19 protein-coding genes are annotated in these 15364 nt (G+C 57.0%); 6 read left to right on the top strand and 13 right to left on the bottom strand.

Annotated elements, in window-relative coordinates; translation table 11 throughout:
• Positions 1–4: 4 nt before the first annotated feature.
• Complete coding sequence (locus H1B31_RS06625) at positions 5–685, bottom strand: vitamin B12 dependent-methionine synthase activation domain-containing protein (RefSeq protein ID WP_185979758.1); 681 nt, start codon at positions 683–685, stop codon at positions 5–7.
• A gap of 140 nt (positions 686–825) precedes the next feature.
• On the opposite strand from H1B31_RS06625, the gene trpD reads away from it, so the two are divergent.
• The 5 genes from trpD (at position 826) to H1B31_RS11460 (ending at position 4131) form a co-directional block, all read left to right on the top strand.
• Positions 826–1842, top strand: coding sequence for an anthranilate phosphoribosyltransferase (trpD, locus tag H1B31_RS06620; RefSeq protein ID WP_185979757.1), 1017 nt, complete (start codon positions 826–828; stop codon positions 1840–1842).
• A gap of 19 nt (positions 1843–1861) precedes the next feature.
• Positions 1862–2797: a bile acid:sodium symporter family protein gene (locus H1B31_RS06615; protein WP_185979756.1), complete on the top strand. Its 936-nt coding sequence runs from the start codon at positions 1862–1864 to the stop codon at positions 2795–2797.
• 149 nt (positions 2798–2946) lie between these two features.
• Positions 2947–3294, top strand: a complete 348-nt coding sequence (locus H1B31_RS11470; protein WP_226372080.1) for a hypothetical protein — start codon at positions 2947–2949, stop codon at positions 3292–3294.
• Positions 3294–3863 (top strand): HAMP domain-containing protein, encoded by a 570-nt coding sequence (locus tag H1B31_RS11465; protein ID WP_226372079.1) that lies wholly within the window; start codon positions 3294–3296, stop codon positions 3861–3863. The genes H1B31_RS11470 and H1B31_RS11465 overlap by 1 nt, the downstream gene beginning before the upstream one ends.
• Positions 3781–4131 (top strand): methyl-accepting chemotaxis protein, encoded by a 351-nt coding sequence (locus H1B31_RS11460; protein ID WP_226372078.1) that lies wholly within the window; start codon positions 3781–3783, stop codon positions 4129–4131. The genes H1B31_RS11465 and H1B31_RS11460 overlap by 83 nt, the downstream gene beginning before the upstream one ends.
• Before the next feature lie 137 nt (positions 4132–4268).
• Here the strand turns inward: H1B31_RS11460 and sdhB are convergent, their stop codons facing one another.
• The 12 genes from sdhB to murI form a co-directional block, all read right to left on the bottom strand.
• Entirely contained in the window at positions 4269–5021 is a 753-nt protein-coding gene (sdhB, locus tag H1B31_RS06605; RefSeq protein WP_006306036.1) for a succinate dehydrogenase iron-sulfur subunit, read from the bottom strand.
• 15 nt (positions 5022–5036) lie between these two features.
• The gene (sdhA, locus tag H1B31_RS06600) at positions 5037–6848 is read right to left on the bottom strand and encodes a succinate dehydrogenase flavoprotein subunit (protein ID WP_009655487.1); all 1812 of its coding nucleotides are present in this window, start codon (positions 6846–6848) and stop codon (positions 5037–5039) included.
• A 24-nt stretch (positions 6849–6872) separates the two neighbouring features.
• On the bottom strand, positions 6873–7505 hold the full coding sequence (locus tag H1B31_RS06595; RefSeq protein WP_009439572.1) for a succinate dehydrogenase/fumarate reductase transmembrane subunit: 633 nt from the start codon (positions 7503–7505) through the stop codon (positions 6873–6875).
• 124 nt (positions 7506–7629) lie between these two features.
• A complete protein-coding gene (locus H1B31_RS06590; RefSeq protein ID WP_009439573.1) occupies positions 7630–8187 on the bottom strand; it encodes a Fe-S-containing hydro-lyase in 558 nt (185 codons plus the stop codon).
• 62 nt (positions 8188–8249) lie between these two features.
• Positions 8250–9092: a fumarate hydratase gene (locus H1B31_RS06585; protein WP_185979755.1), complete on the bottom strand. Its 843-nt coding sequence runs from the start codon at positions 9090–9092 to the stop codon at positions 8250–8252.
• Positions 9093–9445: 353 nt separating this feature from the next.
• Positions 9446–9928, bottom strand: a complete 483-nt coding sequence (locus H1B31_RS06580) for a YfcE family phosphodiesterase (RefSeq protein WP_185979754.1) — start codon at positions 9926–9928, stop codon at positions 9446–9448.
• On the bottom strand, positions 9925–10548 hold the full coding sequence (gene rdgB, locus H1B31_RS06575; RefSeq protein ID WP_185979753.1) for an RdgB/HAM1 family non-canonical purine NTP pyrophosphatase: 624 nt from the start codon (positions 10546–10548) through the stop codon (positions 9925–9927). The genes H1B31_RS06580 and rdgB overlap by 4 nt, the downstream gene beginning before the upstream one ends.
• A gap of 1 nt (position 10549) precedes the next feature.
• The gene (rph, locus tag H1B31_RS06570) at positions 10550–11296 is read right to left on the bottom strand and encodes a ribonuclease PH (protein ID WP_185979752.1); all 747 of its coding nucleotides are present in this window, start codon (positions 11294–11296) and stop codon (positions 10550–10552) included.
• Positions 11297–11395: 99 nt separating this feature from the next.
• Entirely contained in the window at positions 11396–12058 is a 663-nt protein-coding gene (locus H1B31_RS06565) for a hypothetical protein (RefSeq protein WP_009655501.1), read from the bottom strand.
• Positions 12051–12623 carry a hypothetical protein gene (locus H1B31_RS06560; protein WP_185979751.1) on the bottom strand — a complete coding sequence of 191 codons (573 nt, stop codon included), beginning with the start codon at positions 12621–12623 and terminating at the stop codon, positions 12051–12053. Before H1B31_RS06560 ends, H1B31_RS06565 begins: the two co-directional genes overlap by 8 nt.
• Positions 12613–13047, bottom strand: coding sequence for an acyl-CoA thioesterase (locus H1B31_RS06555; RefSeq protein WP_185979750.1), 435 nt, complete (start codon positions 13045–13047; stop codon positions 12613–12615). The genes H1B31_RS06560 and H1B31_RS06555 overlap by 11 nt, the downstream gene beginning before the upstream one ends.
• A 22-nt stretch (positions 13048–13069) precedes the next feature.
• Positions 13070–13858 carry a glutamate racemase gene (gene murI, locus H1B31_RS06550; RefSeq protein WP_185979749.1) on the bottom strand — a complete coding sequence of 263 codons (789 nt, stop codon included), beginning with the start codon at positions 13856–13858 and terminating at the stop codon, positions 13070–13072.
• 142 nt (positions 13859–14000) lie between these two features.
• Here murI and brnQ point away from each other — a divergent pair, with 142 nt between their 5' ends.
• A complete protein-coding gene (gene brnQ, locus H1B31_RS06545) occupies positions 14001–15350 on the top strand; it encodes a branched-chain amino acid transport system II carrier protein (protein WP_185981249.1) in 1350 nt (449 codons plus the stop codon).
• The last annotated feature ends 14 nt before the right edge of the window (positions 15351–15364 follow it).

Here is a 15364-nt window from a genome sequence, read left to right as displayed (position 1 = left end):
AAATTTAAGTTTTTGCCCCTTCCCTGCATCTGCGCCCCGCCTTGCGGAAGGGGCAGGTGCGGAACATGAGACAGTGCTCGCAGTCCGGCGGACGATGCGGCTGCGGTGTGCGCGCAATGCCCATGATTGCAGTCACGGATTTGCGCGGCACCATGATCGTCGTTGGCGTCAGCGAGACACCGATGCGCCGTGTCATATCGAGCAGTGCAAAGAATTTCGGCTGCTCCGCAATTGGCAGGTCACCGTAGCCGGGGCTGAAGCGATCCGTCAAATAACGCCCCTCGGCCTCCACAACGCGGCGCATATCACTCTCGAAGTTGTTGCAGATATTCTCAATCGCCGTACTCGCACACGCATCCATGATGACGGAGTCCGCCGCATTCACGACCTCATAGCGCATCATCAGACGCTCGACACCGGGGCCGAGGGTCGCACCAAAAAGCACAACCTCCTCACACGGCTCAAGCATCCGAGGGATGTCATTTCCTGCAAACGTCACGCCGAGCACAGCCCCATCTTCAAGAGGAGCGTGACGATACGTCAGGCGGGGCGTCGCCGCTGCCAGCACCTCATCCGTACAGCGACGAATCTGCGCCGCAATCTCCTCCGTCAGCTCCTGCCCACGAAAGCCGAGATACTTTAGGATCTCATTCATATTCAGCGTTGTAAAACGCGGTTCAAACATAGCCTCTCCTATATAGTATAGTACACAAGATTAAGAGATTATAGCACATTCCTCCTCTCCTCACAAATATACTTTTGTCATGTCATGATATGTGTGCTATAATACTGCCCTGTCTTTTTTCTTTTCAGGGGGGAAATCGAATGATAAAAGAAGCGATCAAAAAGGTCGTAGGCAAGGAGGATCTTACCTACGACGAAGCATATGCGGTCATGAACGAGATCATGTCGGGCGAGACCTCTGCGGTCGAGAACGCCGCCTACCTCGCCGCGCTCTCCACAAAGAGCAGCGGCATGGAGACGATTGACGAAATCTCGGGTTCGGCAGCGGCGATGCGTGAACATGCAGAGCGCGTCGAACACGATATGGAGGTCGTCGATATCGTCGGCACGGGCGGCGACCACTCGGGCAGCATCAATGTGTCCACCACCGCATCGTTCCTCGCTGCTGCGGCCGGACTCAAGGTCTGCAAGCACGGCAACCGCGCGGCCTCCTCGTGGAGCGGCACAGCGGACTGCCTTGAGGCACTCGGCGTGAACATCGATCAGCCGCCCGCAAAGGTACGCGAAGAACTGGACACGGTCGGCATGGCATTTCTCTTTGCCCAGCGCTATCATCAGTCGATGAAGCACGTCGGTGCGATCCGCCGCGAGCTCGGTATCCGCACCGTATTCAACATCCTCGGGCCGCTCACGAATCCCGCACGTCCGACCGCGATGCTGCTCGGCGTCTACAGCGCACATCTGCTGCGTCCACTCGCAAACGTACTGCCCGGTCTTGGCGTGAAGCGCGCACTCATCGTCCACGGCACAGACGTCATGGACGAGATCAGCATCGGTGCACCGACCCTCATACACGAGATTGCAGACGGCTGGGAACGCTCTTACGAGATCCACCCCGAGGATTTCGGCATCACGCCCGCAGCAAAGGAAGCACTTCGCGGCGGCAAGCCGGATGAGAATGCAGCTGTCACACGCGGCATCCTCAGCGGAGAGATCCGAGACGCGCGCGCGGATGTCTGCCTCCTGAACGCAGGGGCGGCCATCTACATCGGCGGTGCCGCTCCCTCCATTGCGGACGGCATTGCGGCCGCACGACAGACCATCGCCGACGGCTCGGCACTCCGAAAGCTCGAAGATTTCATCCGCATCTCTCAATAAATGGAAGGAGTTTGCATCTATGCAGGCACTCGAACAACTCAGCAATTTTGTCTCCCGTTATATGGCATTATTTGTCATTCTCATCGCAGGAATTTCACTTTTCCAACCGTGGACGTTCATCTGGACAGTGCCGTGGATCACAATCCTGCTCGGCATCGTCATGTTCGGCATGGGCATGACCCTGCGCTTTGCGGATTTCAAGCTCGTCCTGCAGCGTCCGCGCGACGTTCTCATCGGAACGGTCGCACAGTTCGGCATCATGCCGCTGCTCGCATGGGCGCTTGCCCATCTCTTTTCCCTCCCACCAGAGCTTGCAGCGGGCGTCATCCTCGTCGGCACCTGCCCCGGTGGAACCTCCTCCAACGTCATGACCTATCTCGCACGCGGTGATGTTGCGCTCTCCGTCTCGATGACGATGGCATCCACCATCCTCGCGCCGATCATGACGCCGCTCCTCACGCTCTGGCTGGCAGGTCAGTGGATTGACATCCCGGCAGAGAAGATGATGATCTCCATCGCACAGGTCGTCATTGCGCCGATCTTCCTCGGCATCCTCATCAACCATTTCTTCGAGCGCCCCGTGCAGAAGGCGGTCAAGATCCTGCCGCTCATCTCCGTCATCGCCATCGTCCTCATCGTCGGCGGCGTTGTCTCCGCAAATGCGGGACGTATCATCGAGACGGGCGCACTCATCATGGTTGTCGTCATGTGCCACAACCTCCTCGGCTATGCGCTCGGCTTCCTCGTCGCGAAGATGTTGCGTATGGACATGGCAAAGGTCAAGGCGGTCTCCATCGAGGTCGGTATGCAGAACTCGGGACTTGCGACCTCACTTGCGCTCCTGCACTTTGGTGCAGCAGCTGCAATCCCCGGCGCACTCTTCAGTGTTTGGCATAATATCTCAGGATCGCTCGCCGCGAACTACCTTGCAAGTCGCATGAAAAAGAACCTCTAATTTTAAAACTCCTCCAAAAACCTTTTAGGACTTTTGGAGGAGTTTTTTATTTGCGTTGAATTATGCTCCAAAGAAATATCCTCGCTTCCACCATATGGGACGTGACCGGTTGGCGCGCCTCACGGCGCATACTCAAAAGAGGTGAAGGAATGAAATTAAAGTCAAAAATGCTCCTGTGGATTGGAAGCCCGCTCATTGTCATTTTTATCGCGATGGCTGCATTCTCCTGCTGGGAAGCGAGTACGATGATCGAGGAGGCCACGGAGCGCGAGATGCGCGCACTCTCGGAGTATCACGCTGAGGAAGTCAACCGCATGGTAGCAGGCCCTATGGGCATTCTCGAGGACGTTGGACGCGTATGGGCAACGAATATCCCGACCGACGAGAGATTCCTCGAGGTCGCACAGGATTTCATGGCACGTCCGAATGTAGACTCGATCTACATGGCTTTCCAAAGGATACAAACCGTCCCTTCCTCTACAGTGAGGAGGGCGTAGTGCCGCTCGATCAGTTCGATGCGACGAGCCGTCCATGGTATCAGCGTGCCGAATCAAAGGAAGGCGTACAAGTCAACGATGTGGACAACCTCAAATGGGCAATGATTGCGGGGCTGCTGCTCTCGCTCGTTGTCCTCAGTGCACTGCTCTACAAGATCGCACAGTCCACTGCAGCGCCGCTGGAGAATATGGCAGGTGCGGCGCAGGAGGTTGCAAAGGGCAATCTCGCCATTCAGCCGCCTCAGCGCGACCGTGACGATGAGATCGGACAGCTGCACAACTCCCTGCTCACAATGGTCAAAAACCTGCGCGAGCTGATTCAAAAGACTGCGCAGACCTCAGAGCATCTTGCTGCCGCATCCGAGCAGCTGACTGCCTCGACAGATCAGTCGGCGCAGGGTACACAGAGCGCGGCAGAGGCGATCGTCAAGATCACGGGCAGCACGATCGAGCAGAACGAGGTCGTCGATGAGTCCTTCAAGACGGTTGACGGCATCACACACGCCATCGCAGAAGGAGCACGTCGGCGAAGGCGTCAAGCAGGTCAATCAGGCGGGCGAGCAGTTTGACCGCATCGCGGGCGTTGTGAGCGAGCTCACCGAGAAGATGGATGCCATCCTGAAGAGTACCGAGGGCATTAAGGCGGACAGTGAGCGCATGGTCAGCTCGGTCAAAGCAGTCCAGAAGATCTCGAACGCCGTCCACAGCGAGGCAGAAAACGTCTCTGCTGTCTCCGAGCAGCAGGCGGCATCCATGCAGGAGATCGCCGCATCCAGTCAGACACTCGCGCAGCTTGCGCAGGATCTGCAGAGAATTGTCGGAGGCTTCAAGCTCTAAAAAACAGCATATATAACTTTGGGGAGACCGTCGTTTGGTCTCCCCTTTTCTGTCGAAACTCGTATAATTGCATACGAAAGGGGCAGCCCCGTTTGGGGGCTGCCCCTTCTCTGTTGCGATTTCACGCAGGAAATCGTTTAGTGATTGAACATATTGCGCAGTGCCTGCTTGTTGACCTCACGGTTCAGCTGTGCAAGATGCTGCGTAAGCTTGATACTCTTCGGGCAGACGCGCTCGCAGTTCTGGCTGTTGCCGCAGCTCGTGATGCCGCCCTTCTCCATCAGCGCATTGAGGCGCTTCGGCGCATCGAACTTTCCGAGCGGATGGAGGTTGAAGAGAAGTGTCTGTGCCGTCGGTGCAGGTCCGATGAAGTCTGACTGCGGACCGACGTTCGGGCATGCCTCGAGGCAGCAGCCGCAGGTCATGCAGTGCGACAGCTCGTAGCAGGTCTCTGCCGTGTACGGGTTCTGAATCGGAGCATCCTTGTTGTCCCATGTGCCGTCGACCTCGACCCAGCCATGGATGCGCTTGAGGCTCTCGAACATGACCGAGCGGTCGATGAGAAGGTCACGGATGACGGGGAACGTGCGCGCCGGCTGTACGCGAATCGGCTGCGTGAGGTTGTCGATCAGGGCGCAGCACGCCTGCTGTGCACGGCCGTTGATGACCATCATGCACGCGCCGCAGACCTTCTCGAGGCAGTTGCACTCCCAGACCGGAGGCGGAACGCGCTTGCCATCCACCGTCACGGGGTTCTTCTGAATCTCCATGAGGGACGCAACGACGTTGAGACCGGGACGATAGTCGACTTCGAACTCCTGCGTATAGGGGTTCTCGTTCGGTCCATCCTGACGCTCGATGATAAAACGAACTTTTTTCTGTTCTGCCATGACTTCTATCCTCCCTTACTCCTTCTTGGCAACGGCGTAGTTACGCGCACGCGCCTTGATGAGTGAATGCTCGAATTCCATGTAGCTGACAACCGGCTCCTCGGTCTTCGGATCGTAGTCCACGATGGAGGTCTTCATGAAGCGCTCATCGTCACGGCCGTAGAACATGAGCTCACCGTCCGCGTCCGTCATGCGCTCGCCCTTGTCGTCGAGCAGGATCTTCGCATGTGCGCCGCGGCTCTCATCGCGGCAGCGCGCCGCCTTCGTAACAGCCATCGCATAGAGGATCATGTTGCGCAGCTGACGCACGAACATGGCTTCCTGATTTGCCCATGTGCCATGGTCGGTGACGCCGATGTCATCCCAGCGCTTCAGGATCCCCTTGAGCTTTTCAAGGCAGATATCGAGACCCTTGTTGTCGCGCTCGATGGAGACGTAGTCGTACATGATCTCGCCCATCTCCTGATGGAGCTTGTGCGCGTTCTCAGAGCCCGTCATATTGCGGATCTTGTCGAACTCTGCAACACATTCCTTACGCGCTGCCTCGAGCTCTTCCTCGGTGAGTGCCGCGCCAAGCTCGCCGCTGCGCGCCCAGCGGAGCGACTCAGGCCCTGCGACATAGCCGGAGTAACTTGCCGAGAGGAGAGAGTTCGCGCCAAGGCGGTTCGCGCCGTGGTACTGATGATCGCACTCGCCCGCCGCCATGAGGCCGGGGATGTTCGTGTGGTGCATGCGGTCGACCCAGATGCCGCCCATCGAATAGTGGACGGACGGGAAGATCTCCATCGGCACCTTGCGCGGATCCTGACCGACGAACTCGGAGTACATCTCGAGAATGCCGCCGAGCTTGTGCTCGAGATAGTCCGCAGAGATATGCGAGAGGTCGAGGTAGACGCGGCGGTCGTTGTTGACGCCGAGCCCCATGTGCACGCATACCTTGAAGATCGCGCGGGAGGCAACGTCACGCGGAACGAGGTTGCCGTATGCAGGGTACATCTCCTCGAGGAAGTACCAAGGCTTGCCGTCCTTGTACGTCCAGACGCGCCCGCCTTCACCGCGGCACGCCTCCGACATGAGGCGGTTCTTATCGGAACCCGGGATTGCCGTCGGATGAATCTGGATGAACTCCGGATTGCCGATGTGCGCGCCCTGCTGGTATGCAGACGAAACAGCCGAGCCGTTGCAGATCGTGGACGCCGTGCAGCGACCAAAGACCTGTCCAGGGCCGCCCGTAGCGAGGATGACGACATCCGCGGGGAACGCCTTGATCTCGTTCGAGTTCATATTCTGTGCGACAAGTCCGCGTACAATGCCGTCCTTGTTCTTGATTGCGCGGATGTATTCCCAGAACTCGTACTTCGTGACCTTGCCCTTGACCTCCCAGCGGCGCACCTGCTCATCAAGCGCGTAGAGAAGCTGCTGGCCGGTCGTAGAGCCTGCAAAGACCGTGCGCTTATTCTTCTGGCCACCGAAGTTACGGAGGTCGAGTACACCCTCCGGCGTGCGGTTGAACGGAACGCCCATACGGTCAAACATCTTGACCAGACGCGGTGCCGCCTCAACCATGCCCTTGACCGCGAGCTGATCGGCGAGGAAGTCGCCGCCGTAGACCGTATCGTCAAAGTGCTCATAGACACTGTCATGTTCGCCCTTTGTATCCATGCAGGCGTTCATGCCGCCCTGTGCGCAGAGCGAGTGAGAGCGCTTCACCGGGCAGTAGGAAAAGAGGTCGACCTTGCCGCCGCCCTCGCAGATCTTCAGCGCAGCGAGAAGCCCCGCCAGACCGCCGCCGATGATCGCAATGTTATTTTCTGGTACTTTAGCCATTCTTACTCTCCTTTGCTGCGCTTCTTACATGAAATAGCTGCCCATGAAGGCGAGCGTAACAAGACTCATCAGCGTGCAGAGACCCATCGACAGCGCGTTGATCACGGACTGTGCGCGCGGGCCCTTTGCGATGCCCCACGTCATGCAGAACGTCGAGATGCCGTTGCAGAAATGGAAGATCGCTGCGAGCATACCGAGTGTATAGAGCACCGTATGGAGGATTGCATAATCGCCGGACACAAAGTAGGTGTAGAGCAGGTCATAGTTGATATGTGTTCCCATGACGCCCTTCTCCCAGACACGCATATAGCCAACGTGCCAGATGAGGAACGGGATGAGCAGCCATGCCGTATAGCGCTGAACGGCAAACTGCCAGTTGCGGACGTAGCCATAATTGCTGGGGTTGTTCTTCGCCTGCGCCGCAATATAGATGCCATAGATCGCATGGAAGAGAATCGGCACGGCGATAGCAAAGATCTCAAGTCCGTAGAATACGGGACGCGGAATGAGATCCATCATGGCCAGCGCATCATTGAACGCCTTCGCACCGTTGAGTACGGTCGAGTTCGTAAAGACGTGCTCGAAGAGGAACACGCCGATAATGACGAGTCCGACCAATGAATGCAGCCGCCGCATGTAAAAGGTTGTGTGGAACATTTCATACCTCCTGAAATATGTAGACCTTTGGAGTCGCTGCCCGACCTCGCGGCCGGAGCAGCGCCCCCGAATGATTTGTCATGCGCCAAACCATCGGCATGAACACTCTGATGAGGATGTGTGATTAGAGTTTGCGATAGGGCTTCTGCCCCATCTCATAGAAATTGTTTCCCTCGGAGTCAATCACGACGATGCAGGGGAAATCCTCCACCGTCAGCTTTGCAACCGCCTCGGGACCAAGCTCGGGGTAGCCCACCACTTCATACTTCTTCACGGATTTCGCAATGAGCGCCGCAGCGCCGCCGACAGCAGCGAAGTAGGTGACGCCGTTCTTCTTCATTGACTCCACGACCGCAGTCGAGCGCGAGCCCTTGCCCACCATGCCCTTGATGCCCTGCTCAAGCATCGTCGGCGTGTAGGCATCCATGCGGCCGGAGGTCGTGGGGCCGGCCGAGCCGATCGGATCCCCCGGCTTCGCCGGCGTCGGTCCGAGGTAGTAGACAATCTGATCGTGCCAGTCGACGGGCAGCGGCTCGCCCTTTGCAAGAGCCTCCGTCATTGCCTTATGTGCCGCATCGCGCGCGCTGATGATCGTGCCCGTGATGAGAACGCTGTCGCCCGCCTTGAGCTTACGCGACATCTCCTCCGTAAACGGAGTCGTAATACGGATACTTTCCGCCATGAGTATTCCTCCCTAACGATAATACACAGGAAATGGGGAAACACGAACCGTGTTTCACACGATTACAGGACGCGATGTGCGTGCCTGAGTGCATGGCAGCAGATCGTCACTGCAACGGGGAGACCCGCAATGTGCGTCGCCCCCCACTCAACGTTCACGGCAAGTGCAGTTGTCGTGCCGCCCAGCTGGGGGCCGATGCCCGTCTTGTTGATCATCTCGAGGAGCTCACCCTCGAGCTTGGCATACTCCGGCATCGGATGGCGCTGATCGATCGAGCGCGTGAGTGCCTTCTTCGAGAGGAGTGCCGCCTGATCCATCGTTCCTCCGATGCCGACACCGACCACCTCGGGCGGGCACGGATTCGGGCCTGCATGCTGAATGATCTCCATGACGGCCTTCTTCACGCCCTCGACACCGTCCGCAGGAACGAGCATCTTGACGCCGGACTTATTTTCCGAACCAAAGCCCTTCGGCGCAATCGTGATGCTCAGCTTGTCGCCCGCGACGATCTTCGTATAGATGACGCCTGGCGTGTTGTTCTGGGTGTTCTTGCGGTTGAAAAGCGGCTCTGCAACGACCGACTTGCGCAGATACCCCTCCGTATACCCCTTGGCGATGCCCTCGTTGATCGCATCCTCGAGGAGACCGTCCGTGATGTGCAGATCCTGCCCGATCTCCACAAACACGATGGTCATGCCCGTATCCTGGCAGTAGGGACGATCTTCCTCGCGTGCGATCTCAGCATTGCGAATGATCTGATCCAATACGACTCTTCCTACGGGTGACTCCTCCGTCTCTCGCCCCTTTTTGAGTCCCTCGTAGACATCATTCGGGAGATAGTACGCCGCTTCTTTGCACATCTCGGCGACGTTCTCCGTGATTGCTTTTGCGCTTAGCTCTCGCAAAATAATCCCTCCTATAAATATAACTTATACACAGGTTGATTAGACTATATCATATTTTTTTCTTGCTTTCAAGTCTTTCAAATTTGGCGTAAAGCCTTGAAAAAAGTGAATCTCATTCAATTTCGGGAAGACGAAAACAAATTAGAATAATATCGTTCTTTTATTATCTATCTTATTGTTTTATATTTTAATCGAATCATTTCGCTGTAATCAATAAATTGTTTATAGCGTTTTTGTTATTATATATATAAAATCCATATCATAAGATATGGATTTTATATGATAAATTTTTTTGAAAATTTTTTATATAGAAAGACCCTTGAATTTGCGGGGTTTCGTACATTTTTTCACAATTAAATGCGAATGAGATTCACATGGGGACTCTCTCCTGCGTTCAGATCCACAAGCATGAACGATCCGCGTTGCTCATCACGCGGTCGTGCAATGCTGCCGGGGTTGAGCACGGTCACGTCCCCATGCTCCACAAGTGCAACATGCGTATGTCCATAGACTGCAATATCCGCGCCCGCCGTACGCGCCGCCTCGGCGAGCAGCTCTGTGTCAAAGCGTACGTTAAAGAGATGTCCGTGCGTTAGGAAGATGCGGTGTCCCGCCACCTCAACCACCGTTTCATCATAGACACCATCCACGAAAAGGTCACAGTTGCCAAGCACACGCACAACACGTCTGCCCGAAAGGAGCTCCAAATCATCCGCATCGGGTGCAAAATCCCCCGCGTGCAGCCACAGTTCCGCCTCCGCCGCGCCATGTACGGCAAGCATATCATTGAACACACGGACATCTCCGTGACTGTCACTGACGATTCCGATTCTCACACGACACCTCTTTCCATCAGCAATTGTTTCATCATGTCGAGTGCCGCACCGCGATGACTGATCTCATGTTTCTCCTCGCGCGAGAGCTCTGCCATCGAACGTCCGTCTGCACGGTAGAAATGCGGATCATAGCCAAACCCGCCCGTCCCGCGCGCCTCAGGGCGGATGAATCCCGTACACGTCCCCTCTGCACCGAGCTCCCGCCCATCCTCAAACACAAGTACAAGCGCACAGTGATAGGCAGCGGCGGCATTCTCCGTGCCGCTCGCCCGAATGTCCGCAATCAGCTTTGCATTGTTCGCCGCGTCGTCGCCATGCACGCCCGCATAGCGCGCAGAGAAAACACCCGGTGCACCGTCCAGCACCTCCACCGAGAGTCCCGAGTCATCGGCAAGCGCAGCAAGCCTCGTCCGCTCCCGGTAGTAATGAGCCTTAATCCGTGCGTTTTCCAGAAAAGTCGCTCCATCCTCAATCGGTTCTTCGATCTCCCCCGCATCCGGCAAAACTTCACGGATGCGCGAGAGCGGCACGAGACGCACAGGCAGGCCTTCGAATGCCTTCTCCATCTCACGCACCTTGCCCTCATTTGATGTGGCAATCAGTATGATCTTTTCTCCCATATTATCCCTCCCGTCCCGGCAGCCATGAGAGCGTCGCGCCGAGTGCTTCTTTCTGATACTCAATCAACGTGCGTATGCCGCGTTCGCCGAGATCAAGGAGGGCATTCATCTCTGCACGGGTGAATGCGCGCCCCTCTCCCGTTCCCTGCACTTCGACAAACGAACCCGCGCCCGTCATGACAAGGTTCATGTCGACCATCGCGGTCGAATCCTCCTCATAGCAGATGTCGAGCAGCGGCGTGTTCTCCGCATTGACACCGATGCTGACCGCCGCTACATAGTCGCGCACGGGAAAGATCCCCCGCTTCGTGTAGAAGGTCGCACACGCCTCCACGAGCGCGACGAACGCCCCCGTAATCGATGCGGTGCGCGTCCCTCCATCCGCCTGCAATACGTCGCAGTCAATGTGAATCGTGCGCTCCCCGAGTGCCTTCATATCAACAACGGCGCGCAGAGCACGTCCGATGAGTCGCTGAATCTCCTGCGTGCGTCCTGTCTGATGCCCGCGCATCGCCTCACGTGCCGTGCGCTCCGTCCCTGCTCCCGGCAGCATGGAATACTCTGCTGTCACCCATCCCGTCCCTGAGCCTTTCAGAAAAAACGGCACACGCTCCTCCACGGTCGCGGCGCACACAACGCGTGTGTGTCCCGTCTCGATGAGCGCAGAGCCTGCGGGGTAACGCTGATAGCCGCGCTCAATCCGCACAGGGCGCAGCTGATCGGCACGCCTCAGATCTCTTCTTGGCATGAATGTTTTCTCCTTTGTGGAATTCCATAATGCAAAGCCTCCCCCGTCGAAACGGGGGAGGGAAACCATGCGCAGCATGGTGGAAGGGGCGCCATGAACTTACGTTCGATTACTCTCCTGATACTGTCGGTAGTTCTTGATGATGCAGATCGGCGTTTTCTGCGAGGCGTTGCCGAACGGATTGTCGAGCAGCAGCTGTGCCGCAAGCGCGCCGTTCACACCTTCGGATACGCCAACCACGCGAGAGCGCTTGAGGTCATTCACATCTGCGATCATCCCGCCGAACGCCCCCACACGGTCACGAATGCGTGTGGCGACCTGCTCCGGCTCGGCAGGGCCGTAGACAATCACCTTGTCAAACGGCGGCATTGTGCCCGTCACGTCGTCGATGAGTGCCGCCTCCTTGCCGCCCCACTGATAGAACAGCCCCTTTTTGCCGACGAGTTTCCCGAGGAAGCCTGCGAAAAGCGCCGCTGTAACGCGCCACTTCCCCTCCACCTCCATGAGTGACTGCATCCCATGCGGCGTTGCAAGACTGCCATAGTCCGGGATAAAGCGGCACAGAAATTTTGCCATGCCGGAAATGTGAAGCTCCTCGGGGCGGACAAAACGCCCCTGCGTCACCGCAACTACACTCTCCGCACAGCAGACGAGATCATCCGCCGTTACCTGCGCACCGGCGTAGTATTCGATGGCATCCACGATGTCGTCCGCATCCGTTAGAATGCGTGTCGGAACGGGGAGAATATTCAGCTCAGCCATTCTTCCTGCCCCCTTCCTGCACGAGTGCAACACCCGCAAGTGCGGCGATCTCCGCCCCCGTAATTTTCAAAATCAGCTTGGAATAATGTGCCGGGATGCGCCCTGTCTCCTGATAGATGAAATCCATGCGGAAATCCGGCATATGGGCAATCGCCTCTTCGAGCGTATTCCCCTTGCGTCCCTCGATGGAAAGTTTGAGCACCAGATTGATCTGCTCGCCCTTTTGAATGACCATCGCCTCGAAATAGTCGTCCTCGCGCGGCGCACCCGCCAGCTCGACCTTACCGCGCACCAGTGCGCCGTCGTACTGCTCATAGGGCAGCTGCACGCGCAGCATCGCATCCATGATGACACCGCATTGTGGCCCCTCATTCTTCACGGGCATCGTCGCACCGATCACGAGTCTCTCAGGCGTACGTTCGACCACGGAAAACGGTGTCATCTCCTCCTTTTTCGGCACGATCTTCTCCGTTCCGAAATAGGCAAAAAACGCCTTTTTCCCGAGTTCAAAAAAAACCAGCAGGGCGAACAGCCAATATAACCGTTCTATCAATTCAAAATCCAATGTCCCGTCCCTCTTTCTCCGCGATCATCGCCGCCTCGAGCGGCTCATAGAACTCCTTCGGCAGACGCGTAATGCGCCCCGTCTCGCGCACGGTGAACACGTTTTCCGAAAAGCCCGTCACGAGTACTGTGCCCGCCGCATTCAGGATGCGGTAGGAGAATGCCATCTTTGCCTTGGTCAGTGCCGTTGCCGTCGTCTCGATGACGAGATCATCATCAAAATGCCCCGGCGCGTGAAACTGTGCACCGACCTTTGTAATCGGAAAGACATAGCCCGCCTCCATCAGCGCGCCGAGCGTGATTCCAATGCGGCGCAGATAATCGACGCGCCCGATCTCGAACCAACGGATGTAATTCGCGTGATGCACGACCTCCATTGCATCCGTATCGTAGAAATTCACCCGATGTGCAGTACGAATCGGCATGAATGCTCCCTTCCTTCAATCTTCAAACAATCTCCTCCATGCGGGCGGCTCGCGCGAGATAGCTCTCAATGCGCGCCAATGGCTCCGCCCCTGCGACCGGTCTGCCAGATTCAAAGAAACGGCATGATGCCATCTGCGTTCCTGCGGGCATCGTGCACAGCCCCGTTCTGCGTGCCAGCTCCTCGACCGTTCCCTCGTTGCCGTCCACAAAGCCGACGGCCTTGGGCAGGAGGCGGCGCAACGTGTCCTTGAAATAGTTAAAATGCGTGCAACCGAGTACGACCGCGGAATAGTGGACGAGATCGTACGGGGCAAGCGCATTCCATAGATATTCCTCGACGCGTGGGGAGACAAACTCCCTGCGCTCAGCAAATTCAACAAGGCGGGGCAGCGCGAGCAGATCGACAAGGTGATGCGTGTCATGCGCCGAGACGAGACGGCGCAGCTTTTCTCCATTGATTGTGATCGGCGTCGCCGTCACGAGCACGCGGCGCTCGCCGTCCTGTGCCAGCGCCTTTTTCACGGCAGGCTCCATGCCGATGATTGGCACCTCGTAGAGCCGACGCATCTCATCCACCGCAACTGAAGTCGCCGTATTGCAAGCGACGACGACGGCATCTGCGCCCTGTTTTTCGACAAGGAAGCGGAATGCCTCACGCACATAGCCGCGCACGGCAGGCACGGACTTCGTGCCATACGGCACATGGTCGCGGTCAGCAAAGAACAGGAATTCCTCCGATGGGAGCACCCGCCGCGCGTGACTGAGTACGGTCAGTCCGCCAATTCCTGAGTCAAACAGAGCAATGCGCATAAGCCAATCTCCTCTTCTGCGCCGAATCATTCCCACCTATTATAGCAACTTCTTCCATCTTTGACAAATTCCTTCGATAACTGTTATAATCACTTCATTGAAATTTTATAATATTTTATTATTTTTAGGAAAGTATTTGCAGATGAAACGTCGTCTCAGAAAACAGGAATACATCTTCGTTGCGTCCATGCTCTTCGGACTTGTCTTTGGTGCGGGCAATCTCATCTTCCCTGCCTCGATGGGACAGCAGGCGGGCGCAGCGATGCTGCCCGCGCTCATTGGCTTCTGCATCACGGGCGTCGGGTTGCCCCTCCTCGGCATTGCGGCAATCAGCATCACGGCAAGTGAGAGCCTCTTTGACATCGGCAGGAAGGTTAGCGTCCGCTTCGCCTATGCCTTCACCTGCGCGCTCTATCTCTGCATCGGCCCCCTATTTGCGATCCCGCGCACCGCAACTGTATCGTTTCAGGTCGGCGCCGCGCCGTTTGTTTCCCACGATGTGCAGACGCTCGGGCTATTTGTCTTTACCCTTATCTTCTTCGCTGTCGTCCTCTACTTTTCCCTGCGCCCCTCTGGCATCCTCATCTGGGTGGGCAAGGTACTGAACCCACTCTTTCTCCTCTTCCTCGGCATTCTGATTGTAACGGCGGTCATTTCGCCAATGGGCACGGTCTGGGATGCGGAGCCGACCAGCACGTACAGTGAACACGCCTTCTTCACAGGCCTCCTCGAGGGTTACAACACGATGGATGTACTCGCCGCACTTGCGTTCGGGAATATTCTCGTCAATGCGATCAAGCGGCTCAGCCTGTCGGAGCCAAAGGATCTCTCGTACGCCACGATTGTCTCGGGCACATTCAGCACGGCGCTCATGGCAGTCATCTACCTTGCACTCACGTATGTCGGCGCACAGAGCCGCACCGTCTACGGGCTCGACGCAAACGGCGGCGACGTGCTCGCCCATATCGCCGCGTATTACTTCGGTGCATTCGGGGGCATTCTGCTCGGCATCACGATCACCTGCGCATGCCTCAAGACTGCAATTGGACTTGTCACGGCGTGCAGTACGACGTTCGTGGAGCTCTTCCCGCGCTCGCTGCCTTACCCGAAATACGCCGTTCTCTTTTCGCTCTTCTCCTTTGCAATCTCGAATGTCGGGCTGAGCAAGATCATCACATACTCCCTGCCCGTGCTCTACTTTCTCTATCCGATTGCCATCGTCCTGATTGCGCTCTGCCTGCTTGAGGGACTCGTCGGCTGCCATCGCCCGCTCTACGTCTACACGATGATCGGCACATGCGCGGCGGCATCGTTCGACTTCCTACGCGCACTCCCGAGTGGACTGCAAGAGGCGCTGCCTATGATGGATTTTCTCCGTACACTCGGTGACACTCTCCCCCTCGCGCATATTGGCATGGGCTGGACGCAGCCCACACTCGTCGGCTTCATTATCGGCGTGCTCGTTCTCCTGCTGCAAAGGCGTGCGCGCTGAGGCTGTACGGCACA

Source organism: Selenomonas timonae (genome assembly GCF_014250475.1).
In the GTDB taxonomy this organism is placed as follows: domain Bacteria; phylum Bacillota; class Negativicutes; order Selenomonadales; family Selenomonadaceae; genus Centipeda; species Centipeda timonae.
Note: the sequence above shows the minus strand (reverse complement) of the source record. Positions and strands in the feature narration are given on the sequence as shown.